Genomic DNA, 24806 nt, shown 5'->3' on the forward strand with positions numbered 1-24806 from the left:
GCGCAGCGCCGGCTCGAGCGCGCGCGGCTTGCGCCAGCCCTGGTCGAGCGCCCGCTGCGCCAGAGCCGCGACCGCCTCGCCGCGCTCGCCCGCGTGATGAGCCAGCTTCACCCGGAAAAGCCGCTGGAGCGCGGCTATGCGATCATCCGCGATGCCTCCGGCAAGGCGCTGACCACCCGCGCCGAAGCCGCAGGCGAGGCGCGCCTCGCGCTCCAGTTCCGCGACGGCACGTTGGATGCCGTCCCGGCGGGGAGCGCGCCGCCCACCGCTCCGGCGCCGCGCAAGCGGGCGGCCCCGACGCCGCCTGCGCAAGATGATTTGTTCGGTTAAGCGGGCTCTGCTATCGAGCGTCCCATGCTGATGACCCCGTCCGACAAGGCCGCCAAGCTCTACTACGGCCCCTCCAGCTTCCGCGTCCTGCGCCCCGGCAGCCACGTGCTGTGCGCCGTCACGGGCGAGGCGATCCCCTTGCAGGAATTGCGCTACTGGAGCGCCGAGCGGCAGGAGGCCTATGCCTCGGCCGAGATCGCGACCCGCCGGCTGCTCGGCCAGGTCTGATCTGGCGCAGCTTCCCGGTTGACCGGGACCGGCCGGTGCCCGATGGGCGCGGCCGGATGTGGCGCCTCCTGTTCTTGGCCGTGGTCGTCGTGGGGCTCGCCCCCGGGACCTTCCTGCGCACCCCCATCGGAACCCGCGCCGATGTGGCGGTGGTGACCGTGACCCCGCGTGCCGACCGGACGGGTGTCTCAGGCGATTTGCGCCTGTCGGGTGTGTGGGAGCTGACCTCCCCGCACGGCTGGTTCGGCGGCTTCTCCGCACTGGTGCAGGGCGACGGCGCGGCGTTGATCGCGGGGACCGACCGAGGCTTCCTGCTCGATCTCGACCTCGCCGGCGATGCGCCCCGCGCGGTCCCCGGCAGCTTCCGCTTCGTCGGGATCACAGGGCGCGGCCGGACGGAGTTCGTCGACCTCGAATCCCTCACGCGCGATCCGGCGACCGGCACGCTGTGGGGCGGGTTCGAATACGAGAACCTGATCGTGCGCTGGCGGCAGGACGGCACGCGCACCATCACCGCGCCTCCGGAGATCGCGGACTGGGATCTCAACAGCGGGCCCGAGGCGATGACGCGGCTCGCGGACGGTCGGTTTCTGCTGATCGAGGAAGGCAGCCATGAAGGCGTCCGGCGGGAGCACCAGACATTCCTCTATCCCGGCGATCCGGCCCGGGGCGGCGCGCCGCGCCCCGCGCATTTCGCGGCGCCCGACTGGTACAGCCCGGTCGATGCGACCGGCCTGCCCGATGGCCGGCTGCTGATCCTGCTGCGGCGCGTGCGCTACGCCATTCCGGCGCGCTTCGACACCGCCATCGTGATCGCCGACCCCGCGACGATCCGTCCGGGCGCGGTCTGGCAGGGGAGAATCATCCAGCGGCTCGCTGGCGGGATCTTCGCCGACAACTTCGAGGGCATCGCCTATGTTCCCTCTGCCGCCGATCCGGCCATGGGGGATATCTGGCTGATTTCGGACAACAACTTTTCGGTGTTTCAGCGCAGCCTGCTGGTGCGCTTCGCCTGGCCCGGCGCGCAGGCGGCCCGGACAGACGAAAAAGCGCCCGGAGGCCCGGACGCTTGATCGCGATGCCTGTCCCGAAGGACGGCGCGGCTCAGGCGGCGGCCTGAGCCTTCACCAGCTCGCGCTTCACCTTCAGCGCGGCGGCCGAAAGCTTGTCGTCGCTGGTCTTGAGCAGCCAGTTGTCGAGCCCGCCATTGTGCTCCACCGAGCGCAGGCCGTGGGTCGAGACCCGGAACTTGAAGCTGCGCTCGAGCTTTTCGCTCATCAGCGTGACGTTCTGCAGGTTGGGCAGGAACACACGCTTGGTCTTGTTGTTGGCGTGGCTCACGTTGTGGCCGATCTGGCGGCCCTTGCCGGTCAGTTCGCAGATGCGCGACATGATGTGTCTCTTCTCGATAAAAACGGGCCCCGGGCTCGGGCCCAGGCAAGGAAAGCGGCGCGCATAACGGGGCAGACCCGAATCGTCAAGCGCGTTGCCGGGGCCGGGCGGGATCGCCGCCAACGGTTCGTCGCACGTGCGGCACCGCAGCGGGACCGACTAATCCATGTAATGGCCACAAGCCCGTCCGTTGGGCGCATCTGCGGGCAACCTGGCGGGGGCCACGCCCGCGTGCCAGGCCATAAAGGAGAACAGACCATGAAGCGATTCCTCGTCACCGCCCTTCTCGCCCCCTTGGCAATCGGCCTTGCGGCGTGCGATGTCGACCAGACCAAGGAAGCCGAACTGCCCGAAGTCGAGGTCAAGGGCGGCCAGATGCCCGAATACGACGTCCAGCCGGCGGAGGTGGATGTCACCACCAAGAAGACCACCATCGAGGTTCCCGATGTCAACATCACGCAGCCCGATGCCAAGGGGACCCCGGCCACGGGTAGCGAATAACCTATTGAAAAGGCGTGGGGCGTGACGGCGGCGGGGTTCCGCAGCTTCATGCCCCGCGCATTGGCCCTCGCCCGCGCGGCGGCACAGGCGGGCGAGGTGCCGATCGGCGCGGTGGTGGTGAAGGACAATGCCGTCATCGCCGAGGCCCACAACGCTCCCCGGGACCGCCACGATCCCACCGCCCATGCCGAGATCCTCGCCATTCGCCGCGCGGCGGAAATCCTGAAAGATGAACGCCTTGCCGGCTGCGAGCTGTGGGTCACGCTCGAGCCTTGCGCGATGTGCGCGGGTGCCATCGCCCATGCCCGGATCGCCCGCCTCTATTACGCCGCCGCCGATCCCAAGGGCGGCGCGGTCGAGCACGGGGCGCGGGTCTTCGACCAGCCCCAGTGCCTCCACCGGCCCGAAGTCTACACCGGCATCGGCGAGGCCGAGGCGGCGCAATTGCTGAAGGATTTCTTCCGCGAACGGCGATGACGGGCCGCTAGTCGACCGGCGGCACGCCCGGCGGATAGTAGGACACCTCCACCCGCAATCCATCGGGATCGGGCACGAACAACGCGGTGATCCCGGGCGGGAAGGTCTGGAGCCGGGCTTCGATCCCTTCCCTTTCCAACGCCTCGGCCAGCGCCTCGACCGCTTCCCGGGTCGGGGCGGCAAAGCCGAAATGGTTGAGCCCGGGCGCGTGGCGGCCATAGTCGCCCGTGCCTTCCTTCGCCTTCAGGAACTGGATGTGGAGGCCCCGATGGTTGGCCCAGATCCGGGGCTTCTTCTGCACGAATCCGAGGTGCGGCAGCAGGATTGCGTAGAACCGGGCGGCGGCCTCGGGATCGCGCGAGAGGATGGTGAGGTGATCGAGCGGGTAGGTCATCGGCAGGCTCCCTGGACCTCCATTTCGGTTGCTCGGAAGCTGCGGTTACGCCGATGTTTCACGTGAAACATCGCCGCTGGCAGGGGTTTACGTGGGGTCTGGCGGGGGTCTAGCAAGGGTCTGGCAAGGGTCTGGCAGGGGTCTGGCGCAGACCACGGAGGGGCAAGCGGGGTGCAGGGCGAGTTGACCGGCGGGTGCCTGTGCGGCGCGGTGCGCTACACCTTGCGCGAGGGGATGCGCTTCCGGCCCTATGCCTGCCACTGCACCGATTGCCAGGCCCGCACCGGCAGCGCCTTCAGCGAGCATATGCTGTTCGCGCTGGCCGATCTCGCCATCACCGGCCCGCTCGACACCGGCACCGTCACCCAGCCGAGCGGCGCAGTCTCCACCATCACCGGCTGCGCGGTCTGCAAGGCGCGCATCCATGCCGAGAACGCCGCCCGCCCCGGCTTCGCGAGCCTGAGGTGCGGGACGCTCGACCGCAGCGCCGAGGTGGTCCCGGCCGCGCACCTGTGGGTCCGCAGCAAGCAGCCGTGGATCGTCCCGCCCGAAGGCGTCCCCGCGCTCGCCGAACAACCGGGGAGCCAGGCCGAGTGGATCGCGCTGGTGGGGCCGGAGCGCCGCTGAACCGCCGGCGCCGTCATTCGAAGACCGCAGGCCCGTCCTCCTCCGCGTCCGGCTCGCCCCGCAACCAGCGTGCGGCCTCGGGGGTGAGCAGGCTTGCCATCGCCACCGCGGTCAGCACCGGGCCGGTCAGCGCGCTCCAGTCGAGCATCGCCAGCCGCACTGCGCCCATGCCGAGCACCAGCCACCTCGCGAAAGGCGCGGCGAAGAGGTAGATCCACACCAAGGGGATCAGCGCGATGGTGAACTCCGCCGACAGGGCGACGATCGTCCAGTCGCGGTTCCAGGGCAGCCACGGGGCGTGCGCGGCATAGGCAAGCGCGGCCAGCGGCAGGTCGGAAAGGCCCCGCACCAGCCGCAGCACCGCCGCAGCGAGGAACGCGGCGGCGAAGACACGGATCGCCAGCGGCCGGGCCCCGCGCCGCAGCTTCATAGCGGCGTGAAGTCCAGCCCGATATCGGCGGCGGGCGCGCTTTGCGTCAGGCGGCCGACCGAGATGTAATCGACCCCGCTCGCGGCCTTGGCCGCAATGGTCTCGAGGTTGACCCCGCCGCTCGCCTCGGTCGCCGCGCGCCCCGCGACGATCCGCACCGCTTGCGCGAGGGTGGCGGCGTCCATGTTGTCGAGCAGCAGGTGGTGCGCGCCCGCCGCGAGCGCCGGTTCGATCTGGTCGAGCCGGTCGACCTCGCAGATGATCCGCGTGACCCCCGCCTCGCGCGCGCGGCGCACCGCCTCGAAGACGGAGCCGGCGACCGCGACGTGGTTGTCCTTGATCATCGCCGCATCCCACAGCCCCATGCGGTGGTTCTGCGCCCCGCCCATCCGGGTGGCGTATTTCTCGAGGAAGCGCAGGCCCGGAATGGTCTTGCGCGTGTCGAGCAGCGTGCAGGTCGCGCTGCCTTCCCGCATCGCCTCGACATAGGCGCGGGTCAGCGTGGCGATGCCGGAGAGATGCTGGACGATGTTGAGCGCGCTGCGCTCGGCGGTGAGCAGCGCCCGGGCGCGCCCTTCGAGGCGCATCAGATCGGTGCCGGGGGCGACCTGCGCCCCTTCGGCCACCAGCGTCTCGATCCGGCAAGCGGGATCGAGGTGGCGGAAGAAGGCCTCGGCGAGTGGCAGCCCGGCGACGGTGATCGCGTCGCGGCTGTCCATCACGCCGGAAAAGCGCGCGTCCGCCGGGATCACGCTGTCCGAGGTGACGTCCCGCCCGCCGCCGGGCAGCCCCTCGCCCAGGTCCTCGGCCAGGGTTTCGCGGACGAATTTGCCAAGATCGAGGCCGGGGAGAGTGAACGCCGTCATGGGTCGCCTTGAAGAGAGTGCATCGCCGCCGCACGGGTGGGGGCCGATGCCGCTTGCCATAGCCAGGCCGGGGGCCGAAAGGCAAATCGCCGCGCAGGGGCCCGCGCGGGGCGCAAGGCCGGGCCCTGCCCGCGGGCGGCGTGATCCGCGCCCCATCCTCGCCCCATTCCCCGCCAGCGCCCATCCTGCGCAATACTGACCGAAATCAAGTCCTTGTCGCACAGAGCCGACGTCCGACTGCTTGCCGCGAGGCGGGCTTGTCCTTAAGGTTCACCATGCCGCCATCTCCACAAGGGGATCGAGCCACCCGGACAGGATGATGGAACCACAGGACCCCGGGCGCGAGAGGATGCCGATCAGCTATCGGCAGAAGATGCTGATCGACTTCAGCGCACGCAGCGAAGCGCCCGACATGGCGCTCGCCTATGCGCTGTGCATCGGGCTCGGCGTGTTCGGTGCACACCGCTTCTATCTCGGCGAGCGGCGGACCGGGATCGCGATGCTGGTGCTGGGGCTGACCGTGGCGGGGCTCGCCGTCACCCTGCCCTGGGCGGTCATCGACCTGGTCCTGATCCCGGGCATGATCGGCCGCCGCGTCGAGGAGGCACGCGGGCGGCTGACCGCGGAACTGCGCGCGCGGGTGGAGGCGGGGGAGGAGGTCTGACCGGCCCGCCGATCAGACCTGCCCTGATCCCGGATCAGTGGACGAAGCGCGCCACCACGTCGCGGTAGGAGCGGCTGACCTTCACCTCGGCGCCGCTGTCGAGCACCAGAAAGCATTCGCCGTTGGTGTGCGGCTTCACCTGCCGGACGAGATCGAGGTTGACGATCGTCGAGCGGTGGACGCGCTGGAACTTCCTCGGGTCGAGGCGGCGTTCCAAGTCCTTCATGGTCTCGCGCAGCACCAGCGAATTGTCGCCGGTGGAGATGATCATGTAATCGCCCGCGGCCTCGATATGCTCGATGGTGTCGACCTCGACGCGGAAGATCTGGCCGCGGTCCTTGACGTTGATGAGCTTCTCGAAGCGGTCGGCGCTCTCGGTCGGGCTCGCTGTGGTCTCGGCGAAATCGGCCGCGCGCTCGGGCGCGATCTCGGAAAGCACCTCGAGCAATTGCCCGGCATCCTCGGAGGATTTCTTCTCGGCAAGACGCTGGCGCACCCGCTCGATGGTGTCGGCGAGCTTCTGTTCGTCGACCGGCTTCATGAGGTAGTTGACGGCGTTCGCCTCGAAGGCGCGGATCGCGTGTTCTTCGTAAGCCGTGACGAAGACGAACAGCGGGGGTTCGATCTCCATCACGCCCTTGACGACGCTGAAGCCGTCGAAGCCGGGCATCTGGATGTCGAGGAAGACCAGATCGGGCTTCTCGGTCTTGATCTTGCGAATCGCCTCGCGGCCGTTGGCGCAGGTGTCGATGATCTCGACGTCCTCGTAGGGCTGGAGCCGCAGCTGGAGGCCCTGGATCGCGAGCTTCTCGTCGTCGACAAGGATGGTTCTGATAGTCATGCGGGGGTTCCGATGGTTCTTTGGGGGTTGAGCGGAATGATGTTGTCGCCCCCGCCCGAAGCAGTCCCGACGCCTGCCGAGGCGGATGCGACCCCCTCCTGGGCGCTTGCGGCCCGAGTGAGGGGGATTTCGATCAGTACGGTGAAGCCGCCCCCAGCTTCCGATCGTGTCTCGAAGAGGTGGTTTTCTCCATAGGCCTGCGCAAGGCGATTACGTATGTTAGCAAGTCCCACGCCCGTGGAAACGGGGCGCGCGGACATGGTGCCCACCGTCGCGACCGCGGGCGGGCGCGGGGTGTCGTCGATGCCGGGGCCGGTGTCCTCGACGGTGAGCCGCAGCCGCTCGCCGATCACCCGCGCGGTGATGGCGATGCGCGCGCCTTCTTCCTGCGGGCTGACGGCATACTTGATCGCGTTCTCCACCAGCGGCTGGAGCAGCATCGCGGGGAGCTGCGCGGGCAGCGCGGCATCCTCGATCTCGAAGCAGGTGCGCAGCCGCTCCTCGAAGCGCATCCGCTCGATGTCGAGGTAGAGCTGGAGCGTCTCGACCTCCTGCGCGAGGGTGACCTGGCTGCCGGGCTCGGCGACGAGGGTGTGCCGCAGGAAGCCCGACAGGCGGGTGAGCATCGCGTTGGCGGGCTCGGTCTGCTTCAGCAGCACCAGGGTGCTGATCGAATTCAGCGTGTTGAACAGGAAGTGCGGATTGAGCTGGTAGCGCAGCATGGCGAGCTGCGCGGCGGTCGCCTGCGCCTCGAGCCGCTCAAGCCGGTCGGCCTGTTCCTCCACCGTCAGGAAGAAGTTGATTGCATAATAGAGCGCGCTCCACCCGCCGAGCAGGGTCAGCGGCAGGTAGAGCAGGCCGACGACGCGCTGCGCGAAGGTCGTGTCGCGCGCGCCGGCGTAATAGACCCCCTGCACCCAGGCATCGATCGAGGCGTGGAGCAGCACCGCGACAAACAGCACCACCGCCGTCGCGCCCCAGGTGACGAGCGGGCGCTGGCGGATCAGGAAGCGGTAGATCACCGACAGCACGCAGCTGATCGAAAAGCCGGTGATCTTGTTGATGAGGATCAGCGCGAGGATGCCGAAGGGCTGCCCGTTGGCGAGCGCGGAGACCGCGTGCAGCACGAAGGCCGCGCCCCAGCCCGCCAGCTGGAGGTTCCAGAACGCCCGGTTCTTGCTCGCGAAGAACGGCGCCGCCTGGATCGGGAGCACTGCCATGGCCTTTCGGTCTACCGCATTTCGTCGCAGACGGCACCGCAAAAAGGCGCAGGCGCCGCGCGTCCGCAACGCTCTGGCGCAAGCTTCACCGGTCGCGGCGGGGGGCGAGGCCCCCGGCGGGGTCAATTTCGCGGCGGAACTGCGTGCGCCAGTCGGCCGCGCCGCCGGCGGCGAGCAGCGCGCGGACCTGCGGCACTTCGGCCGCGATCGCCTCTGCGCGCTCGTCCCAGCCATCGTGGCCGCGGCGCAGGCGCAGACCGGCATCGTGGCTCTTCCCCCAGCGGCGCATGAAGGTCACCCCGGCTTCCGGATCGTAGCCCGCATTGCCGAGCAGCCAGGGGATCAGCCGGTCCGCCTCGCGCTCGATCGCGCGCACGTTGCGGTCGCGCCGCCCGTTGCGGTCGAGCCAGGCATCATGGCCGAGCACGTTGTGCGCGAATTCGTGGGCGACCACGGCGGCAAAGACCGGCTCCTCGGGATAGCGGAAGGCGGGAAAGCCGATGCCGAGCACCACCCGCGCCCCGTCGGCGACGGCGGTGCTGCCTTCGCCCATCAGCTCGAAGCGGGTGGCGCAGACCTCCACCGGCTCGGCGCGCGCCGTCCCGCCGTCGGCAAAGCGCACCGCAATGCCGCCGTGCTCGGTCAGCATCGCCTCGACATGGTCGTGGGCGCGCACCAGCCGCGTCCAGTCCATCGGCGCGCGGGCAGGCCACTGGTTGGGATCGAAGCCCTCCAGCCCCACCACCTCGCGGTTGCGGGTGAAGGCGCCGCTCGCCGCCGCCGGGGAGCCGCGCGCGGCGGTCTGCACCGCGAAATCGCCCGCAAGGCCCAGCGCCCTCTTCGCCACCGCAGGCGCGCCGTAGCTCGCCATGTCCTGCAATTGCAGGCCGATCGAAGGCACCACGTTGGGGCAGAAGCGCGCATTGCCCCGGGCGAGTGTCCAGCCCACGTCCTGCAAGCGCTGGTCGGCGTCCTGGTAGCGGCCGATCGCCGCGCGCTCGGCGGCATAGTCGATCCGCGCAGGCGGCGGCGGCGCTCCGGCCGCGCGCGGCCCCGCGCCGAGCGCCAGCCCCAGCGCCATCACCGCTCCCGCAATGCGCATCAGGCGGTCTTGTCCGCCTGCGCGATCGCGGCCTTCAGCCTCTCGTAACCGACCGCCCCGCCGAACGGGGTCTTGCCCGCGATCCACGCCGGGGTGCCGGTGAAGCCCAGCGCGCGGGCGTGATCGAGGTTGCGCGCGATCTCGTTCGAGACCGGCTCGGAGGCCGCATCGGCGCGGGCGCGGTCCATGTCGAGCCCGGCGGCGCGCGCGGCGGTCTCGACGTCCTTGGTCGCGAACATCGCATCGTGGAAGGCGCGATACTTGCCCTGCAGGCCCGCCGCGAGCGCCATGCGCGAGGCGACCTCGGAGCCCTCGAAGATCGGCCATTCGCGGATCACCACCTTCAGGTCCGGGTCCTCGGCGATGAGGCGGTTCACGTCCTTGAGGCTCGCCTCGCAATAGGGGCAGTTGTAATCGGTGAATTCGACCAGCACCTTCGAGCCCTGCGGATTGCCGAGCACCACGCCGGGGAAGGGCTCCATCACCTGCCCGCCCATCTGCGCGAGGCGCTTGGCCGCCTCCTGTTCCTCATAGGCCTGCGCCATCTGCGGCAGGATGTCGGGATTGCCGATCAGGAAGGCGCGGGTGCGCGCCTCGCCGAGGCCCGAATAGGACCATCCCGCCGCACCCAGGAAGCCGAAGGCCAGCGCAAGGACAGCGGTCAGCAGGGTCTGGCGCAGCGGCGAAGGCGGCGGGGTCTCGTTGAAGGGCGGCTGCGAGGACATGGGCGCTTTCGTTGCGGGTGGGCGGCGGGTTCGCCGGGCCTAGCGCTTCTTCTTGATGCGTTCCAGTTCCGCGCGCGCCTCGAGCGCGACATCCTGGGCGCGGATCCAGTCCGCCGAACCGTAAGGCAGCCCCGCCTCGGCCGCCTGGGCGCTACGCAGCGCCTCGGGGTAGCGGCGGTTCATCACCTGCTGTTCGGCGCTGGCAAGCTGCGCGCGCGGCAGGTCGCCGCGCGCCTCGTAGACCACGCCGAGCTGATACCAGGCGAAGGGATTATAGCGGTCCTTCTGCACCGAGGCGCGCAGCACGCTTTCCGCTTCGGCATAGTTCTTCGGATCTTCCGTGGCGATCAGCGCGTGGCCGAGCATCCCGGCGATCAGCGGGTGGGCGAGGGTCAGCTCGGTCGCGCGGCGCAGCGGCACCAGCGCGTCCTGAGGCCGGCCGGATTCGAGCAGCACCTGCCCCTTCAGCTCGAGAAACCACGGATTGTCCGGCTCGCGGGCGAGCAGCGCATCGGTCTCGGCGAGCGCCAGATCGACCCGCGCATCCTTGTGATAGGCATAGGCGCGGGCGTAATGCGCGGGGATCGAGGTGTCGCTCGGCGGGAAGGTGCGCAGCGTGTTCTGGGGCGCGGCGAGATAGCCGTAGAGCTTGGCCCGGGCGCGCACGAAGCGCTCCTGCAGCGCGGGATCGGGCGGGGTGTCCCACGCCGCATCGTCATCGAGCAGCCCGCGCAGCACCTGGATGCGGTCGCCGGTCAGCGGGTGGGTGCGCGAATAGGCAGCCTCGTCGGCCTGGCTGTAGCCGGCGCGGATCTCGTTGCCGCGCAGCTTCTCGAAGAAGGTGACCATGCCCTTGCCGCTGATCCCCGCGCCCGAAAGGTAGCGCGCGCCGGCAAGGTCGGTGGCGGCTTCCTGGTCGCGGTTGAAGGAGAGGAAGCTCCCCATCGCCGCCTGCTGGCCCGCCGCGAGAATGCCCATCCCCGCATCGCCCGCCCCGGCCAGCACCGCGCCCACGCCGAGGATCAGCGAGAGCAGCGAGATGTTGTTGGCGACCTTGGTGCGCTCGTCGAAGCGCACCGCGTGCCCGGCGGTGATGTGGCCGAGTTCGTGGGCGAGCACGCCCTGCACCTCGTTGGCGGTCTCGGCGGTGTTGATCAGCCCGGTGTGGACGTAGATCGCCTGCCCGCCCGCGACGAAGGCGTTGATCGAGCTGTCGTTGATGAGCACGACCTCGACATTGCCGGGGCTGAGCTCGCTCGCCTCGACGAGCGGGGCGAGCATATCCTTGAGGAGCTGTTCGGTCTCGGCATCGCGCAGCAGCGATTGCGCGGCGGCAGGATGGGCTGCGACGATCAGGCTCGCGAACAGCGCGAGGACATAGGCGAGGGAAAAGGTGCGACCGCGCATTGCGCGCGATCCTACCGCGATCAGGGCTGAACGCAATGTGAAGGTGGGCGGGATCAGCCTCACCTCGTCGCCCCGGACTTGATCCGGGGCTTGGCTTTCCTCTCTTCGGGCCGAGCCAAAAGAAGCCGAGCCCCGTGCCGAACACGGGGCCACGAGACGCGTTTACCCGACGATCTTGCGCGCGGCCTTCTCGATCCAGGCGACGTCCTCGGGCAGCTCGGCGAGGATCTCCGCGCAGCCGATCTCGTCGCGGCGCACCAGCACCAGCGCAAACTCCGGCCCGGCGCCGTCGAGATGTTCGAGCGTGATCGCCTCGAGCGCGCGCAGCGCCTGCGCGAGCGCCTCGCGCACCGCGCCCGGCTCCTCGACCGGCTTGCCCTGCGCCTCGCGGCGCAACCGGCGCTCGGCCTTGACGATCGCCTTCACGCCGCCCTCGGTTTCGGCGAGGTAGGTGGCTAGGCTCCCGCGGTTGAGCTTCAGCCGGTGCGCGTGGGTCAGGACCGCAGCATATTCGGTGAGGCGGGTCTTGTCGTAATCCGGGCCGAAGACGAGCTTCACCACCGGGGTCATCGGCGCGCGTTCCTGCACGGCGAGGCCGGCATCGGCGATCAGTTCGGCATAATCCTCCGGCGCCTCGGCAGCGGCGAGCGAGAAGTCGTAGGCACGGCTCACCGCCGCATAGAGCGCGCTGCGGCTGCGGTCCTCGGTGCTGTCGGCGGCGCGGGCGAGCTCGCGCGCCTCGGCGAGGCAATCGTAGAGCCCGGCATCGGCGTCGAGTTCGGGCAGGAGCAGCGGTTCGTCGGCCAGCACCGGCGCCTCGGGTTCAGGTTCGGCTTCAGGTGCTTCCGCTTCGAAGGCGAAGTCGTCCGCCACGAAGACTGGCGCCGCGATGGGCTCCTCGGGGCCAGGTTCCTCCACCTCGGGAGCATAGTCGTATGTGGGGGCGTATGCGGGCGGGAATACGGCCTCCGCCTCGGGCTCGTCGAAGGGCACGGGGGCGAGCGCGGTCAGGTCGATCGCCTTCTTGGCGGGCGCCTCGATATAGTCCGCGAGGCTGGCGAAGCTGTAGTGCGCGCTCTCCTCCTCGCCCTCGTCCTCGTCGTATTCCTCGTCGTCGTCGCCCAGCGCATACTGGCTGAAATCGGGCAGGCCGTCTTCGGCGTCGAGCACCGCGTCGAGCCGATCGAAGGGGTTTTCGCAGGAGGCGGCGATCGCGTCCTCCTCCTCGCTCTCGTGCGCGGGGGAATCCGCCCAGTCGGTGACCGGTTCGGCAAGGCGCGGAGCAGGCTCGTCCGCGACCTCGATCGCGCCGTCGAGCTCCAGCGCCTGATCGATCTCGAGCAGCAGTTCGTCGGCGGTCAATTGGTCGGCCATCTCCTTCCAGTTGATGACCCCGTAGATGTAGTCGATCGCGCTATCGTCGCTCGAGAAAGGCAGCAGGATCCCGCGATAGAGGATCGCGACCCCGGCGTTGTTCACGAATTCCGCCTCGAAGCCGATCGGCGCCTGGTTGGCGAGGATCTGCATATAGTGGTCGGTGATCCGCGACAGGAGCGAACGCGGCGGCACGTCGGCCAGCCGGGTGATCGGCGGGGCGCCGACACATTCGCGCTCCAGCTTCGCACCGAGATAGCGCACCGCGGGGTTCTCGATCCCGTCGGTGAAATCGAGCAGCACCGAATGCGGGCCGAAGTCGGGCAGGTCATCGGGCTGGAGGTCGGCGATGTTGGGGAACATCCGCTCCCCCAGCAGGCTCGCCCAGTGATTGTAGGCGCGCACCTGCATCCGTCGCTCGTCGCGGCCGATGGCGACGGGCGGCAGGTCGCGGTGCTCGTCGGGCTCGGCGCCCTGTGCCCCGGATGCGTCCCAGCCCCGATCCGACTGTGCTTCGGGATCGAAAGCGCCGCGCAGAGTGTCCATGGCTGTGAATCCGCCCCTCGGTGAACCTGTGTCTGAGGGGTTCTGGCGCGGCGTGGTAAAGATCGCGTTAAGCGGGGGAGATGATTTGGCAGGCCACCTGCGGTGGTGCAGACCCCCCGCCCCGCCTCCCCACCCGGCCACCAATAGTACCACTATGTTGTGGTGGCCGGGTGGGGAGGCGGGGCGGGGGGTCTGCATCGCGCGCCAGCGCGACTTAAAGAAAATACCTCATCTTGATCGTGACCCGGGCGGCCGCCTCGCCGATCGCGAACACGGCGTCCGCGAACTTGGGCGGCGCCATCCTCACCGGCGCATCACGCGAGAAGCCGTAGCCTTCCTTGGGCATCATCCCCATCGCCCGGTCGGCCTTGCCGTTGTCGTTCTCGTCATGGAGCAGCGCGATGGCGTAGTTGCCGGGCTTCACCCCGGTGAAGCGGATCTCGAGCTTGCCGCTCGCCGGCACGACGGTGCGGTAAGCCGTCGGGTCCTTGATGCACTTGGGGAAGATGTCCGCACGCGTCGTCATGCAGGCGCGCACCACGCCCTTCGACGAGCGCAGGTCGGTGACGGTGATGACCACCTCGCCCGCCTGCGCCGGGGCGGCTGCGGCAAGGCTCCCCGCCAGTCCCGCGAAGCCGAAGGCGAGCGCCCGCTTGCGCAAGGCCCTCATTCCGCCGGCACCGCTGCCGCCGGGGCGTGCCCCGCCTCGGCGACGATCCGCCGCGACAGGCCCCGGTCCGTGCCGCATAGCCGGTCCCAGACCCGGAAATAGAGCCCGTAATTGCATCGGTATTCCTCGTGATGGCGCTCGTGATGGCTGGCGGTTATCAGCCAGTCGCCCAATCGCGAATGAACGAGCCAGCGGGGAAACATCTCCCAGCCCATGTGGTTGGTCACCCCCATCACCGTGGCGATGGTCAGCACGAGGCCGAGCATGGCGACATGGATCGGCACGATGAACACCAGCACGGGGATCACCACCGCGCCCGTCACCGCCTCGACCGGATGGAAGCTCATCGCGGTCCACGCGGTCGGCGGGCGACTTTCGTGGTGGACGGCATGGGCGATCCGGAACCACTTCGGCCGGTGCATCCAGCGGTGGCTCCAATAGAAGCAGGTGTCCTGCACGAAGAGGTAGATGAGCACCGAAAGCGGGTGCCACCACAGCGGCAGCGCGCTCCAGTCGGCGGTGAGCTCGGTCCAGCCGAACTGCCGCCACCCCCACAGCACGATCCCGGCGGGCGTGCCGTAGATCGCCGCCGACAGCAGCGACCAGCGCACCTCGCGGGCGATCTGCCGGCCCCGCCCCGCGTAGAGCCCCGGGCGCACCCGCCCCGTGACCCAGGCGAACAGCCCGCTGGTCAGCGCATAGCGCAGCGCGACGATCGCGGTGACGGCGAGGCTGACGATCAGCATCGCCAGCGGAACGGGAGTGTCGGCGGGAAGCATTGCTGCAAGGCTATGCCGGATTTTTCCGGGGCTTCACAGGCCCAAATCAGGTCAGCGCGTCAGGGGCCGCGCACAGCGGGTCGAGCAGCGCGGTGTGCCGCCGCATCGCCACGCGGGCGAGGTGTTCGATCTGCGTCTTGCGGCGCGCGGCGGCGAGCGGGTCCAATGCGGCGGGGCGCAGGATCTCGGCATCGTAACCGTCGGCGACGATCACGCCGCAGGTGGCCGGGCGATAGGCCTCGCTTTCCAGCGCCGAACGGTCGAGCCCCGGGGGCAGGCCCCAGTAGAAGCGGTCGCAGAAATCGAGGTAGTCCGGCCACTTCGTGTCGCCGAGCAGATCGGCGCGCGCGACCTTGATCTCGACGATCACGATCAACCCCTTGGGATCGACCCCCATCAGATCGGCGCGGCGGCCGTTCTTCAAGGGCACCTCGGCGAGGCACCAGATATCGTTGCGCGCGAACAGCCGCCCGATCCCGCGCGCGACGTCGGCGGCGGCGAGTGCGGGCGAATCGGACAGGGGCGAGGCGGCACCGGACATGGCGCCGTCGTTGGAACGGATGGGGAACGCAGTCAAGCCCGACAGGGCTCCGCGCGGTCAGGCGGGCTCGCTCTCGAGCACCGCGATCATGCTCGCGCGCGCGGCGTGGAATTCGCGCCACAGCACCAGCGCCGGAGCGGCGGCGTCCTGTCCGCGCCGCTGGAGGGTCGCCAGCGCGGCGATCCCGGTGTCGAGCATCGCGTTGCAATCGCCGATCGTCCGGGCGACCAGCGCGCGCTGCCACGGTTGTGCGCGGGCGATCACCGCGCCCAGCTCGCCGCCGATCTCGGTGCGCTCGGGCGCGAGCCGGGCGAGCAGCGCGACCGTCGCGGCCTTGCCGTGGAGCGCGACCAAGGCCTCGGCCAGCACCTCGGGCGCGACCTCTGCGGCAAGGCCGGCGGGGAGGGCTGCGGCCTCGGGGAGAATCGGCGCGGGCGGGAGCGTGGCCATGGCGCGAAGCCTATGGGGTCATGCTTGCCGATCGGTTAATTCGTGGCCCCGTGGCACCGCCGGGGCGGACGAAAGGGCGCCGGCCTGCGCGCCACAATATGTCTGGCGCGCGCCCCGCCCTCTTGCTAAGCGCCGCCCCGCACGCAAGAATGCGCGAGGCCGCAAGGCCCAGGCACCCGTAGCTCAGCTGGATAGAGCGCTGCCCTCCGAAGGCAGAGGTCACAGGTTCGAATCCTGTCGGGTGCGCCATTTTTTCAATGAGTTAGCACTTCTGCCAACCGGTCCTGTGGCAGTAATGGGTGGGCTACGCCCGTAAATGCCTTTGCTTGCCTCGCTCGGCAGCAGCTTCCCAAGCTGCCGCGAACGGCGGATTGTAAACCGCGATTGACGCTCCCTTGCAACGCGTTGCAAGGATTGCGGCAGGGGAAGCACGTGCCACTGACCTTCAATCTCGTCCTCAAGGAAGCGGGCATTGACCCGCGCGATGTCCGGTTGATGCGACATCAGAACGTCGCAGATACCGGTCTGACGCCTTATGCGATCTGGCGCGACGATAGGGCGGAGTTCGAGCGTTATCAGAGCGCCCAGCGAAGCGACCGGCGAGGTCACTTCGCCAGTCGCTACTGGGCCAGCTTCGTGGTGCCACCTGATCGCAGCACGCTCTTTGTCGGCCTCTATGAGATTTTCGAGCATCGCCCAGCACCGGATGATTGGATTGACCCGCTTCAGCGTATCACGCGTCGGGAAATCGACCTTGATCTCGACCTATACGAATATCGGCGGTTGCCAGAGTTCGAGCATCTAGCCGGTTGCCTGAGGGTCGATTGGGGGCCGGGAACGCGCTCTTGGGCGCAGCGTGCTGACAGGGACACCGGCAACAAGCGTATCGTTGAACTGACGCAGGGCTTCCGTGAGCCTGACTTTCCCGGCTTCAGTCGCTTCATTGGCAACCTTGGAAGTTTGCCCAGCCTTCCTGCGTCATGGATTGCTGTGCTGTCCGCCAGTCGCGGTATCTATCTCCTCACATGCCCACGCACCCGCGAACAGTATGTCGGATCAGCACACGGCGTAGGCGGATTTTGGGGGCGTTGGCAGGCCTATGTAGTCACCGGCCACGGCGGCAATGTCGGCTTGAAGATGAGAGACCCCTCGGATTATCAAGTCAGCATCCTTGAGGTGCTTGGTTCCACGGCGACAACTGACGAGATCATCGCAGCCGAACAGCTTTGGAAGGCCAAGCTTCAGAGCCGGGAAATGGGGCTCAACCGGAACTAGCTCTCGGCCCGTCCCTCTCCCCGGATACGCTCATAGACCTCGCGCGCGAGGTGATCTTGTGCCGCCGTGCGGAACTGTTTGTCGCTCAACACCCGGTTGAAGATTTCGTCGTTGCCTTCCATCCGCTGGATGAACAGGTCGTCGAGGATGCGCCCAAAGAAGGCTGAGAAGTTCGAGAGGTTGTTGGCCTGCGCTGCCTCCACGATTTTCTCATCGTTCTCGGCAGTGGCGCGGACCTGATCGAAGAAGAGCTGGTCGGCCTCGGTGAAGTCCGTTCCGAACTTCTCGTTCAGGTTGTCCACCAACGTGGACAGCGCGACCTCGGTATCCTTTTCGCGCGCCGTGCCGACATCCGTTGGCCACTTCAGCGGGTCCGCCTCACCATCCGAGAGGTCGATTGTGCCTTCGCCGACCTGCTGGAGACGGAAGAACTTCAGCGCAACGTCATCGTCGAGCGTGAACTTCGAGCCTTCGCCGGGGCGCGGCAGCTTCGAGGCTAGGTTGCGCAGGAAGGCATAGAGCTGCTCTAGCCCATCGTCGAAGTAGGGCATGATCTGCGACAGGAACCCGTCTCTATCTCCCGCTGTTTGTCGTGCTTGGCCTCTACACAGGTGCGCGCAAGGAAGCGATCCTGTCGCTTCGCTGGACGCAGGTCGACTTCCGCCGAGGGGTTATCGACTTCAATGACCCTTCACGAGCGAGAACGGTGAAGCGCCGATCGCGCATTCCCATCCCTGACAGATTAATGACGTTCTTGCGCTTGGCGCGAGAGCGAGGCAGCGACATCGGCTTCGTGATCAATCGCGATGGAAGGCGATTGCAGGACGTGAAGCGGAGTTTTGCCCGGGCTTGCCGCATCGCCGGGCTGGACAACGTGACTCCACACACACTCCGCCACACCTGCGGGACATGGATGGCGCAACAGGGCGTGCCGCTATTTGAGATAGGCGGGTGGCTCGGCCATTCGCATGAGCGCACGGTCGAGCTTTACGCTCACCATTGCCCCGACCACCTGATGAGAGCCAAGAGAGCCGCAGATCGGAAAAGTCTATAGCACAGACGCCCTCGGACAGGCTCCGCGAGCAGCCCCGGCCTCGGCTCAAATGGGTCATGCAGAGGATGTCGCTGGGTCTTCGAGTATTCTTCGCATGAGACATTCGACTGGCACGAGCTTCCTGCCCGTTGAGGTAGAAGTTTTCTCTGCTGCTGCTCCCCACATTGATCGTTCACTAGCTTGGGCACCACGTGAAACCTAATCCACGCGGAATGCGAGACTATTCTGGACAAATCCACTCTGCTGTTTGATGTTCTGACGATGCAGCAATCAGCCGACAAGCGTATCATCCCTTCCCCGCTTATTAGTCAGCTCGACAAGCGGGACTGCGCCCTATGGCTCTGTTCGGGGGGAACGGAGCCACTGGACGTGGCAAGCCTCGCAAGTCTGTCCCGCTTGCCGTGGAGCGTGGTCCTTTCAGAAGTGTCAGATCGAACGTTCGTGGAACAGCTCGAACAGGCGGAGCCGGTCGACGATGTCCTCGTAAGGAGGCGCGGGCTGATCCACATCGTAGACAACGACCCAGCTGAATCGGTCTTGCCGCCGCGACACCTCGCTGTCCATCTGCTGAACGGCAGGAACGGCGCGAAAGCCACCGGCCTGGCGGCGATGACCCGCCGCCTGACCATGCTGCAGGATCTGCGCAAGCGATCCATCAAGCAGCTGGTGTTCGTCATCCCGGGCCAATTCGAAATTCCCGAGGATTTCACCGACCTCTGGGCCGACGGATATCGCACTAGCTTGGCGTTCGTGTCAGACGATCCTCATGCAGCAGAGGCGATAGCCCTATGGCGATCGCAGAATAGTGCGCCTCTCGTCGATGAGATCCGACTGGGGGCTGCAGAATTCGCCGATGCCCTTCGCAAGGAGTTCTTGAGGGGCCGTGATGGCTCGGTCGCCTATATTATTCGCAACGAAAAGGGCGAGCTTCGCACCGTCGACGGAAGCGGCATCGATGATCCGGAACGCCCAGTTCTGGGCAGCTATGATCTGATCGGCGTCGATGCGCTGACACCGCTGCTCCCCGCGGACCTGTCCAGTACCGACGTCGATCAGTTCTTCATGGACCCGACTGCTTCGTGGCGGCCGTACGCAGCTGGGATGGTGTGGGAACGCGATGCGGCCGCCTGGGGCAAGGTCCGCGGGAGACTTCGCCTTCTGGACAAGGAGGGTCCGGAAAACAATCGAATCTTCTATGTGAAGTCGCAATCAGGCGCCGGTGCCACCACCTTCCTTCGTGATCTTGCGTGGAGAGCGGCCGCCGAGGGCTATCCCACACTTGTAGCGCGAAAGGGAATGATCCCTCTGAACGGGCTTGAAGTCGCGAATTTTCTTGGGCGCCTGACCTCAACCGATACGCTGCCTTCGGACCACTCGCGCGTCTATGAGACACCGTGCGTCATCGTTTTCGACGAAAGCCACTGGGAGGGGCGATACCTAGAACTGCTGAACTTCGCCCGCGAAGTGGAACGAAGCGGACGTCGCGTCTGCATTTTAGTGGCGACCGGACCGTTCGTAGGCTTGGATATCATGACCGAGCGGCGCTTCGTCGAGCTTGCCTACCTGTCGCACGAGGTCACGTTTCAGCATGCGCTCAAGCTCGGCCAGCACCTCAACCGCTTCCTGTCGCCGCATGGCACCGACCGCAGCGAAGCCGAGTGGCGGGCATTCATCAAAAACACGACCGTCGAGCAAAGCAACGGCTTGGCATCGTTCTGGATCGTTCTCTCATTCTGGCTGGGGCGTCAGATCGATCTTGGGGAAACGATCCAGTCCAAGATCTACGCGCAGTTCAAGAGCTTGGCTAAGGACGAAAGCATAAAGCATGCACTACTGAGGATCGCTGCCTTCAGCACGGTGCGCACACCTCTGCCGGAGAATCTTCTCCCGCCAACGGAAGACTGGCCAATTGCCGACAAGCTGGAAGACCTGCGCCGGGCTTCGGGTGTCTTGAGCTTGACGCGAATTGTAAACGACCTCGACCGTTCTTGGGCGCTTGCCCACGACCTGGTCGGCACCCTCATGCTCCAAGGATTCTTCTTCGATCCGGGCGAAAGGCAGGCCCTGGGCTTCGAGGAGGCAGCCAATCCGCTGCATTTGCGCTTTTTGATACTCAAGAGCGTCGCTTCGCTGCCGGAACTCGCGAAGGCGTCATTGCGACTCTTCGCGGAGGAGTTTGCAGTGTCCATCTTCAAGATCGATCCTGATCACGGGCATGGAACTCTGGTCTTTCTCTGGAAGGAAGTGCTCGAGGCTCTTGACGACATGCCAAGGGAGTTGCGCACGACAAGCCGCACATTCCTGCATCACACGGCCATTTCGAGGCGACGGATCGCTTCAAATGCCACGACCTTCATGATGAGCGCCGAAGAGAGGGCTGCCATTCTGCAAAGAGCAGTCGATGACATTCGTGGCGCCTTGAAGCTCGAGGCTGAATTCGGCGACGAAAGCGACCTGAACCTGTTCAACTCGCTTGCTCAGGCGCTGCACGATCTGGCCGAGGCCGAAGAAGCGGCGGGCAGACCGCAACATCGGGTGCTCCAAACACGAGCAGAGGCTCAGGAGGCGACGCGACAGGCCTACACCCTGAACCCGGACAACTCCTTCGTAGTCGAGACCTATGCACGAACACTCCTGAGCGAAGGCAAGACGAACCCCGATCGCGCGGCAACGCGAGCGCTCGAGGTATTAACTCTCGTCTACAGCATGATGGAAAAGTCTGGCGCGGAGGCGCGGCTCAACGCTCTGGAAAGGCTGGCAGAACGCGCCTTCGAACTTTTGCTGGAAGCCGGGGGATCGACCAGCCCCGATCCGCAGTCTGAAGCTGGTGCAATCGCGCGTGCGCTGTATGAACTCGGAGGGGCGGGCGGAAGCGTTCGCCGACTTGAAGATGTCCCGCGGGAAAACCGCGCTAGAGCGGCGTCATTGCTGTCGATCGAGGCCTTGTTGGGTAATGTCCAGGCAGTCAAGCTTCGTTATATGATCGCCGTCATCGACAATCCCAACGATTTCGACCTCCATATCGGCCTGCTGCAGTCGCTCCAGGAGAGCGGGCCCGCATTCACGCCTCAAATGGAGTTGGAACTTGCACTCCTGCTGTTTCAGAAGGACCGCGCGCATGAAGGCAACCGGCTGTTCTTGCGTTTGCGCAGGATGTGGCGTCAGAGACAGCATTTCGTCGAAGTGCCAGATCGGCTTCACTGGCTCCTCGATCCCCATGGCTCACAACGGCGACAAGTCAGGGCACGGGTTTCGAGCAACGGCGATGGACGTGGCTTCGCGCGCGTTTCGGATTTTCAGGACATCGAGGTGCCTTTCCGGCCGCACGAGTTTTCACAGGAGAAGTTGCGCCCCGGAAGCGTCTTCTCGGCATATGTTTCGTTCAGTCACAACGGCCCCTTCCTCAGGCCGCTCACCTCCGGATGGCGATGACCAGCGTCATCGAAGCCATGGCCGCGCAAATGGGGTGGCAGATTGGACGGGCCACAGTCATCGTCGAGGGCACTTCTGATGTCGCCTACCTGACACATGCGTCCAAGCTTTATACAGAGGCATACGGCCAACCGGTCATCGATAGCGACTTTGGTGTGGCGGCGGCAGGCCACGGCGACGACGGGGGAGTGGACGGCGTAAATCGCATGCTCGTCACCATGCGGCAGAACGCCCGTCTCGATCTGGACGAAGCGGGCCGGACAAGATTTCGGTTCGGGGGTCTGTTCGACAAGGATCACGCGGGCACGACAGCATTCAACCTCGCTTCACGGTTCGACCCTTCCGTTCAGAGATACAGGGACATATTCCTGCTACAGCCCGTCATGCCGGAGGTCGGGGATGGAACCGCAGACCGGATGCTCGAAGCAACAAGGGCCAACTTGCGTTATTCGCAGCTTGACTGGGAGATCGAGGACATCTGCTCAGAAAGCTTTCTTCAGCGTTTCGAACGCAGGTATCCAGACCTCGCGCCCACAAAGCAGACGGTCCACGATCGCACCCATCGAAACTACACCCGGGGTGCGAAAAGAAAGTTGTTGGAGGAATTCCGCGCAAGCGCTTCTCTGAACGATGCTTTGGGGATGGTGAAGCTGATCAAGTGTCTGCGCGGCTACATGGGGGTCCCCTTCAACCACATCCAGACCTAAGTCGATGGGGGCGAGGAGCGCGCGCGGCACTCCACTGCCCTATGGAAAGCGTCGTTTCCTATCGATTTGCAACTGGGTTGCAGTGTGGCAGTTATAGGTCGGTTAAGTGTCCAAATCAGTGGTCCTTCATTCAGCTAAACTGCTGCATTTCCGAGGAACTGAAAGGTAGTCTGGCGGCGTCCGCGCCCTCCGAAGGCAGAGGTCACAGGTTCGAATCCTGTCAGGTGCGCCACCGCGCCGCTGTGGTGCGGCCCCTGTGCCGATCCCCTGTAACATCGTTGCCCCGCGCGCAGGCTCGGGCCTTCCCGCGCCTCGCGAAATGACGCGCGCTGCGGGTAAACTGACGCGCGAAAAACATGCTTAACCAGTTGTTACCTCTTTCTCCGTAAGCCTGCCTGTCAGCCATCCCTTTCAGTCACGCAGGGCTTCGAATTCGATGACGATCATCAACGCCGCCACCGCCCGGCCCGCCGCCGGCCTCGACCGGATCGCGCCGCTCGCGCTGCCCGTCTACACCGCCACGATCTTCCTTTCGGCCTTTCTCCTGTTCGGGGTGCAGCCGATGTTCACCAAGATGGTGATGCCGGTGCTCGGCGGGACGCCGGCGGTGTGGTCGGTGGCGATGGTGTTCTTCCAGTCGGTGCTGCTGGCGGGCTACGGTTATGCCCACGGCCTCACCCGCTGGCTCGACCCGCGCATGGCGGCGATCGTGCACCTGTCGGTGATGGCGCTGGTGCTGGTCGCGGGGCTCCCGATCGCGCTCGCCGCCGGCTGGGGCGCGCCGCCCGAAGAGGGGCAGGCGCTGTGGCTGATCGGCGTGTTCACCGTGTCGGTGGGCCTGCCGTTCTTCGCGGTCTCGGCCAACGGGCCGCTGCTCCAGGCGTGGTTCGCCCGCACCGGCCACCCGCACGCGAGCGATCCCTACTTCCTCTACGGCGCCTCCAACATCGGCTCGCTGCTGGCGCTGCTTGCCTATCCCTTCGTGATCGAGCGGATGTTCACGCTCGAGAACCAGTCGATGCTGTGGAGCAGCGGCTTCGTTGCGCTGATGATCGCGATCGGTGCCTCGGCGCTGTTCCTGCGCCCGGGTGCGCAGGCCGGCATCGCCGAGGGTGCCGAAGCGCCGGCAGAGCCGGCCGCGCCGATCACCATGAAGGACCGTCTCGGCTGGATCGCGATGTCGCTGGTGCCCTCGGCGCTGCTGGTCGCGACCACCGCGCACATGACCGACGAGATCGCCGCCGTGCCGCTCTTCTGGGTGGTGCCGCTGGCGCTTTACCTGATGACCTTCTCGATCGCCTTCCGCCCGGGCGGCGCGGCGCTCGACCGCGTGCTGCTGACGGTGCAGCCGGTGCTGCTGACCGCGATCATGGCGACCCTTTCGGTTGCGCGCGGCCTGCCCTTCCACGTGCTGCTCGGCCTCAATCTCGCCTTCTTCACGGTGAGCGTGATCATCTGCCACCGCGAGCTCTATGCACGGCGCCCCGCGGCCGGCGACCTCACGCAGTTCTACTTCTTCATGTCGCTGGGCGGCGTGATCGGCGGGGCCTTCGCCTCGCTCGCCGCGCCGCTGGTGTTCGAGCGCCTGCTCGAGTTCCCGCTGCTGGCCCTGGCGGTGCTGCTGTGCCGCTCGGACGTGCGCGCCTGGCTGGCGAGTGCCCGGCCTGCGCTGGTCGTCCCGGGCATCGCCGCCGTGCTCGCGCTGTTCCTGCTGGTCGATCGCAGCATCATCGAACAGGACATCCTGCCCGGCGAGGCCTTCGTCGGCATCCTGATCGCAAGCTTCGGCCTCACCGCAATCTCGGTGAACCGCCCGGTGCGCCTGCTGCTTTCCGCGGCGACCGCGATGCTGGTGTCGGTGATCGTCTCCACGCCCTCAAACCTCGTCGACCAGGCCCGCTCGTTCTTCGCGGTCCATTCGGTCTATGCGACCCCGAGCGGCGAGGGTCGCTACCTGAAGCACGGCAACACCCTGCACGGGGCCGAGCGCTGGGCCGACGCGGCGGGCGTGCCGCTCGCCAGCCGCCCGGAGCCGGCGAGCTACTTCCACCTGGGCGGCGCCTACAACCAGGCGATCGACCAGGCGCGCGCGGCGCATGGCGGCAAGCTCGGCAAGGTCGCGGTGATCGGCCTCGGCATGGGCTCGCTCGCCTGCCATTCCAAGCCCGGCGAGACGTGGGACTTCTTCGAGATCGACGCCGAGGTGGTGCGCATCGCCCGCGACACGCGGCTGTTCCGCGCCTTCAGCGAATGCACCCCGGGCGCCAAGGTGGTGGTGGGCGACGGCCGCCTGACGCTGGCGCGCGAGCAGGGCGGTTACGATCTCATCATGCTCGACGCCTTCTCCTCGGCCTCGCCCCCGGTGCATCTGGTGACCAAGGAAGCCGTGGCGATGTACGCCTCCAAGCTGGCGCCGGGCGGCGTGCTGATCTTCAACGTGTCGAACCGCCACATGATGCTCAACTACGTCGTCGCCGCCTCGGCGCGCGAGGCGGGGCTGACCACCTGGCACCGTTCGGACGATCCGAAGCGCACCGGCGACTTCATGACGACGCTGCGCACCCCGGTGGAGGTCGCGATCGTCGCCCGGCGCCCGCAGGATATCGGCACCATCGCCGCCGATCCGCAGTGGTCGCGCACCGCCGTGCCCGCCGATTTCAAGGTGTGGACCGACGACTATTCCAACGTGCTCGATCCGCTGCGCCGCAAGCAGGGCTGGTGATCACGCGCTCCGCCCGGCCCAAGGGGGGCGCCGGCGGAGCACAAGCGGAAGG

At 66.9% G+C, this 24806-nt stretch carries 27 protein-coding genes and 1 tRNA gene; 13 read left to right on the plus strand and 15 right to left on the minus strand.

Going from position 1 to position 24806, the window contains the following annotated elements; genetic code table 11:
- The 3 genes from OPU67_RS13460 to OPU67_RS13470 form a co-directional block, all read left to right on the plus strand.
- The coding region (locus OPU67_RS13460) for an exodeoxyribonuclease VII large subunit (protein ID WP_324255371.1) at nt 1–330 on the plus strand (330 nt) is incomplete at its 5' end.
- Nucleotides 331–354: 24 nt separating this feature from the next.
- Nucleotides 355–558: a DUF2093 domain-containing protein gene (locus OPU67_RS13465; protein ID WP_267620451.1), complete on the plus strand. Its 204-nt coding sequence runs from the start codon at nt 355–357 to the stop codon at nt 556–558.
- 56 nt (nt 559–614) lie between these two features.
- Nucleotides 615–1631 (plus strand): esterase-like activity of phytase family protein, encoded by a 1017-nt coding sequence (locus OPU67_RS13470; protein ID WP_267620454.1) that lies wholly within the window; start codon nt 615–617, stop codon nt 1629–1631.
- 31 nt (nt 1632–1662) lie between these two features.
- On the opposite strand, the gene rpmB is transcribed toward OPU67_RS13470, so the two are convergent.
- Complete coding sequence (gene rpmB / locus OPU67_RS13475; protein WP_267620456.1) at nt 1663–1950, minus strand: 50S ribosomal protein L28; 288 nt, start codon at nt 1948–1950, stop codon at nt 1663–1665.
- A gap of 258 nt (nt 1951–2208) precedes the next feature.
- Here rpmB and OPU67_RS13480 point away from each other — a divergent pair, with 258 nt between their 5' ends.
- Together OPU67_RS13480 and tadA are read left to right on the plus strand one after the other, a co-directional pair.
- Nucleotides 2209–2451 (plus strand): hypothetical protein, encoded by a 243-nt coding sequence (locus OPU67_RS13480; RefSeq protein WP_267620458.1) that lies wholly within the window; start codon nt 2209–2211, stop codon nt 2449–2451.
- A 48-nt stretch (nt 2452–2499) separates the two neighbouring features.
- Nucleotides 2500–2928 carry a tRNA adenosine(34) deaminase TadA gene (gene tadA, locus OPU67_RS13485; RefSeq protein WP_267620565.1) on the plus strand — a complete coding sequence of 143 codons (429 nt, stop codon included), beginning with the start codon at nt 2500–2502 and terminating at the stop codon, nt 2926–2928.
- Nucleotides 2929–2935: 7 nt separating this feature from the next.
- Here the strand turns inward: tadA and OPU67_RS13490 are convergent, their stop codons facing one another.
- Nucleotides 2936–3322 (minus strand): VOC family protein, encoded by a 387-nt coding sequence (locus OPU67_RS13490; protein WP_267620462.1) that lies wholly within the window; start codon nt 3320–3322, stop codon nt 2936–2938.
- 171 nt (nt 3323–3493) lie between these two features.
- Between OPU67_RS13490 and OPU67_RS13495 the strand changes: the two genes are divergently transcribed.
- Entirely contained in the window at nt 3494–3949 is a 456-nt protein-coding gene (locus tag OPU67_RS13495; protein ID WP_267620464.1) for a GFA family protein, read from the plus strand.
- A gap of 13 nt (nt 3950–3962) precedes the next feature.
- Here the strand turns inward: OPU67_RS13495 and OPU67_RS13500 are convergent, their stop codons facing one another.
- Both OPU67_RS13500 and nadC read right to left on the minus strand, forming a co-directional pair.
- Nucleotides 3963–4379: a hypothetical protein gene (locus tag OPU67_RS13500; RefSeq protein ID WP_267620467.1), complete on the minus strand. Its 417-nt coding sequence runs from the start codon at nt 4377–4379 to the stop codon at nt 3963–3965.
- Nucleotides 4376–5245, minus strand: a complete 870-nt coding sequence (nadC, locus tag OPU67_RS13505) for a carboxylating nicotinate-nucleotide diphosphorylase (RefSeq protein ID WP_267620470.1) — start codon at nt 5243–5245, stop codon at nt 4376–4378. Before nadC ends, OPU67_RS13500 begins: the two co-directional genes overlap by 4 nt.
- Before the next feature lie 349 nt (nt 5246–5594).
- On the opposite strand from nadC, the gene OPU67_RS13510 reads away from it, so the two are divergent.
- Complete coding sequence (locus OPU67_RS13510) at nt 5595–5909, plus strand: TM2 domain-containing protein (protein WP_267620472.1); 315 nt, start codon at nt 5595–5597, stop codon at nt 5907–5909.
- 34 nt (nt 5910–5943) lie between these two features.
- On the opposite strand, the gene OPU67_RS13515 is transcribed toward OPU67_RS13510, so the two are convergent.
- The 10 genes from OPU67_RS13515 to OPU67_RS13560 all read right to left on the minus strand — a co-directional run bounded on the left by OPU67_RS13515 (nt 5944) and on the right by OPU67_RS13560 (nt 15564).
- The gene (locus OPU67_RS13515) at nt 5944–6750 is read right to left on the minus strand and encodes a LytR/AlgR family response regulator transcription factor (protein WP_267620475.1); all 807 of its coding nucleotides are present in this window, start codon (nt 6748–6750) and stop codon (nt 5944–5946) included.
- Entirely contained in the window at nt 6747–7970 is a 1224-nt protein-coding gene (locus OPU67_RS13520; protein ID WP_267620478.1) for a sensor histidine kinase, read from the minus strand. The genes OPU67_RS13515 and OPU67_RS13520 overlap by 4 nt, the downstream gene beginning before the upstream one ends.
- A gap of 85 nt (nt 7971–8055) precedes the next feature.
- On the minus strand, nt 8056–9072 hold the full coding sequence (locus OPU67_RS13525; RefSeq protein WP_267620480.1) for a hypothetical protein: 1017 nt from the start codon (nt 9070–9072) through the stop codon (nt 8056–8058).
- Nucleotides 9072–9797: a DsbA family protein gene (locus tag OPU67_RS13530; RefSeq protein ID WP_267620483.1), complete on the minus strand. Its 726-nt coding sequence runs from the start codon at nt 9795–9797 to the stop codon at nt 9072–9074. Before OPU67_RS13530 ends, OPU67_RS13525 begins: the two co-directional genes overlap by 1 nt.
- A gap of 39 nt (nt 9798–9836) precedes the next feature.
- Nucleotides 9837–11204 (minus strand): M48 family metalloprotease, encoded by a 1368-nt coding sequence (locus tag OPU67_RS13535; protein WP_267620486.1) that lies wholly within the window; start codon nt 11202–11204, stop codon nt 9837–9839.
- Nucleotides 11205–11366: 162 nt separating this feature from the next.
- Entirely contained in the window at nt 11367–13124 is a 1758-nt protein-coding gene (locus OPU67_RS13540) for a hypothetical protein (protein WP_267620489.1), read from the minus strand.
- 214 nt (nt 13125–13338) lie between these two features.
- The gene (locus tag OPU67_RS13545) at nt 13339–13785 is read right to left on the minus strand and encodes a DUF2141 domain-containing protein (RefSeq protein ID WP_267620491.1); all 447 of its coding nucleotides are present in this window, start codon (nt 13783–13785) and stop codon (nt 13339–13341) included.
- Between the two features lie 5 nt (nt 13786–13790).
- Nucleotides 13791–14573: a sterol desaturase family protein gene (locus OPU67_RS13550; RefSeq protein ID WP_267620493.1), complete on the minus strand. Its 783-nt coding sequence runs from the start codon at nt 14571–14573 to the stop codon at nt 13791–13793.
- A gap of 46 nt (nt 14574–14619) precedes the next feature.
- Nucleotides 14620–15114: an MmcB family DNA repair protein gene (locus OPU67_RS13555; protein ID WP_267620496.1), complete on the minus strand. Its 495-nt coding sequence runs from the start codon at nt 15112–15114 to the stop codon at nt 14620–14622.
- A gap of 57 nt (nt 15115–15171) precedes the next feature.
- A complete protein-coding gene (locus OPU67_RS13560; RefSeq protein ID WP_267620499.1) occupies nt 15172–15564 on the minus strand; it encodes a hypothetical protein in 393 nt (130 codons plus the stop codon).
- 172 nt (nt 15565–15736) lie between these two features.
- On the opposite strand from OPU67_RS13560, the gene OPU67_RS13565 reads away from it, so the two are divergent.
- Together OPU67_RS13565 and OPU67_RS13570 are read left to right on the plus strand one after the other, a co-directional pair.
- Nucleotides 15737–15813, plus strand: a tRNA-Arg gene (locus OPU67_RS13565).
- 183 nt (nt 15814–15996) lie between these two features.
- Complete coding sequence (locus OPU67_RS13570; RefSeq protein ID WP_267620501.1) at nt 15997–16839, plus strand: GIY-YIG nuclease family protein; 843 nt, start codon at nt 15997–15999, stop codon at nt 16837–16839.
- Here the strand turns inward: OPU67_RS13570 and OPU67_RS13575 are convergent.
- On the minus strand, nt 16836–17390 hold the full coding sequence (locus OPU67_RS13575) for a hypothetical protein (protein WP_267620504.1): 555 nt from the start codon (nt 17388–17390) through the stop codon (nt 16836–16838). The two genes, OPU67_RS13570 and OPU67_RS13575, sit on opposite strands and share 4 nt — an antisense overlap.
- A 41-nt stretch (nt 17391–17431) precedes the next feature.
- Between OPU67_RS13575 and OPU67_RS13580 the strand changes: the two genes are divergently transcribed.
- The 4 genes from OPU67_RS13580 (at nt 17432) to OPU67_RS13595 (ending at nt 24754) form a co-directional block, all read left to right on the plus strand.
- On the plus strand, nt 17432–17893 hold the full coding sequence (locus OPU67_RS13580; RefSeq protein ID WP_267620506.1) for a site-specific integrase: 462 nt from the start codon (nt 17432–17434) through the stop codon (nt 17891–17893).
- A gap of 261 nt (nt 17894–18154) precedes the next feature.
- Nucleotides 18155–21325, plus strand: coding sequence for a hypothetical protein (locus OPU67_RS13585; RefSeq protein WP_420709017.1), 3171 nt, complete (start codon nt 18155–18157; stop codon nt 21323–21325).
- On the plus strand, nt 21322–22032 hold the full coding sequence (locus tag OPU67_RS13590; protein WP_267620512.1) for a hypothetical protein: 711 nt from the start codon (nt 21322–21324) through the stop codon (nt 22030–22032). The genes OPU67_RS13585 and OPU67_RS13590 overlap by 4 nt, the downstream gene beginning before the upstream one ends.
- Nucleotides 22033–22468: 436 nt before the next feature.
- Complete coding sequence (locus OPU67_RS13595) at nt 22469–24754, plus strand: spermidine synthase (protein WP_267620514.1); 2286 nt, start codon at nt 22469–22471, stop codon at nt 24752–24754.
- The last annotated feature ends 52 nt before the right edge of the window (nt 24755–24806 follow it).

Origin of the sequence: Erythrobacter sp. WG, from assembly GCF_026586795.1 — a bacterium.
Lineage (GTDB): Bacteria > Pseudomonadota > Alphaproteobacteria > Sphingomonadales > Sphingomonadaceae > Erythrobacter.

Excerpts from the sequence above, each read along its gene's own strand:
- OPU67_RS13530 (WP_267620483.1), bottom strand. The coding sequence starts at position 9,797 with ATGTCCTCGCAGCCGCCCTTCAACGAGACCCCGCCGCCTTCGCCGCTG.
- OPU67_RS13550 (WP_267620493.1), bottom strand. The coding sequence starts at position 14,573 with ATGCTTCCCGCCGACACTCCCGTTCCGCTGGCGATGCTGATCGTCAGC.
- OPU67_RS13510 (WP_267620472.1), top strand. The coding sequence starts at position 5,595 with ATGCCGATCAGCTATCGGCAGAAGATGCTGATCGACTTCAGCGCACGC.
- OPU67_RS13560 (WP_267620499.1), bottom strand. The coding sequence starts at position 15,564 with ATGGCCACGCTCCCGCCCGCGCCGATTCTCCCCGAGGCCGCAGCCCTC.
- tadA (WP_267620565.1), top strand. The coding sequence starts at position 2,500 with ATGCCCCGCGCATTGGCCCTCGCCCGCGCGGCGGCACAGGCGGGCGAG.
- OPU67_RS13470 (WP_267620454.1), top strand. The coding sequence starts at position 615 with ATGTGGCGCCTCCTGTTCTTGGCCGTGGTCGTCGTGGGGCTCGCCCCC.
- OPU67_RS13525 (WP_267620480.1), bottom strand. The coding sequence starts at position 9,072 with ATGCGCATTGCGGGAGCGGTGATGGCGCTGGGGCTGGCGCTCGGCGCG.
- OPU67_RS13585 (WP_420709017.1), top strand. The coding sequence starts at position 18,155 with ATGCAGCAATCAGCCGACAAGCGTATCATCCCTTCCCCGCTTATTAGT.
- OPU67_RS13515 (WP_267620475.1), bottom strand. The coding sequence starts at position 6,750 with ATGACTATCAGAACCATCCTTGTCGACGACGAGAAGCTCGCGATCCAG.
- nadC (WP_267620470.1), bottom strand. The coding sequence starts at position 5,245 with ATGACGGCGTTCACTCTCCCCGGCCTCGATCTTGGCAAATTCGTCCGC.
- OPU67_RS13595 (WP_267620514.1), top strand. The coding sequence starts at position 22,469 with ATGACGATCATCAACGCCGCCACCGCCCGGCCCGCCGCCGGCCTCGAC.
- OPU67_RS13480 (WP_267620458.1), top strand. The coding sequence starts at position 2,209 with ATGAAGCGATTCCTCGTCACCGCCCTTCTCGCCCCCTTGGCAATCGGC.
- rpmB (WP_267620456.1), bottom strand. The coding sequence starts at position 1,950 with ATGTCGCGCATCTGCGAACTGACCGGCAAGGGCCGCCAGATCGGCCAC.
- OPU67_RS13520 (WP_267620478.1), bottom strand. The coding sequence starts at position 7,970 with ATGGCAGTGCTCCCGATCCAGGCGGCGCCGTTCTTCGCGAGCAAGAAC.
- OPU67_RS13590 (WP_267620512.1), top strand. The coding sequence starts at position 21,322 with ATGACCAGCGTCATCGAAGCCATGGCCGCGCAAATGGGGTGGCAGATT.
- OPU67_RS13540 (WP_267620489.1), bottom strand. The coding sequence starts at position 13,124 with ATGGACACTCTGCGCGGCGCTTTCGATCCCGAAGCACAGTCGGATCGG.
- OPU67_RS13555 (WP_267620496.1), bottom strand. The coding sequence starts at position 15,114 with ATGTCCGGTGCCGCCTCGCCCCTGTCCGATTCGCCCGCACTCGCCGCC.
- OPU67_RS13490 (WP_267620462.1), bottom strand. The coding sequence starts at position 3,322 with ATGACCTACCCGCTCGATCACCTCACCATCCTCTCGCGCGATCCCGAG.
- OPU67_RS13535 (WP_267620486.1), bottom strand. The coding sequence starts at position 11,204 with ATGCGCGGTCGCACCTTTTCCCTCGCCTATGTCCTCGCGCTGTTCGCG.
- OPU67_RS13500 (WP_267620467.1), bottom strand. The coding sequence starts at position 4,379 with ATGAAGCTGCGGCGCGGGGCCCGGCCGCTGGCGATCCGTGTCTTCGCC.
- OPU67_RS13465 (WP_267620451.1), top strand. The coding sequence starts at position 355 with ATGCTGATGACCCCGTCCGACAAGGCCGCCAAGCTCTACTACGGCCCC.
- OPU67_RS13575 (WP_267620504.1), bottom strand. The coding sequence starts at position 17,390 with ATGCCCTACTTCGACGATGGGCTAGAGCAGCTCTATGCCTTCCTGCGC.